The sequence below is a fragment of the Escherichia sp. AM3 genome (assembly GCF_032029835.1).
GTDB classification, from domain to species: Bacteria; Pseudomonadota; Gammaproteobacteria; order Enterobacterales; family Enterobacteriaceae; genus Escherichia; species Escherichia coli.
The window spans coordinates 1-415 of the sequence record NZ_JAVUPQ010000606.1 but is presented as its reverse complement, the minus strand read 5'-3'; the positions used below and the strand labels follow the sequence as shown (position 1 = coordinate 415).

The following is a 415-nucleotide window of genomic DNA, read 5'->3' as shown; positions in this document are numbered from 1 at the left end:
CAGGGATCATAAAAACGCGCCAGCAGCATCAACAGGGTCGATTTTCCTGAACCCGATGCGCCCACCACCGCCACGGTTTCACCGGCGCGCAGGGAAAAGGAGATATCGCTGAGGATATGTCTGTCGCCATGGTGGTAGTCAAAGCTCATATTCTCCAGTTCCAGTCCGACAACCTGACTGTTAATCGACTCCGTCCCGTCCTCCATCTGTGAACGGGTGTCGATCAGTGCAAACACCCGCTCCACGGACGCCTGAGTGCGCTGTGCGATAACCAGAAACGATGCCAGTACGCGGGTTGGCCCGGTCAGCATCGCGAGGAAGCTGGCGAATGCAACGAAGGTACCGAGATCGATCCGCCCGTGCATGACCGACCACCCGCCGTAGCACAGCAGGACGATTTGCCCGAGCACCGGTA

At 58.6% G+C, this 415-nt stretch carries 1 protein-coding gene; it reads right to left on the bottom strand.

All coding sequences use genetic code 11. The features are described from left to right. On the bottom strand, window positions 1-415 hold a 415-nt coding region (locus RTW80_RS27490), incomplete at both ends, for an ABC transporter ATP-binding protein (RefSeq protein WP_312721255.1).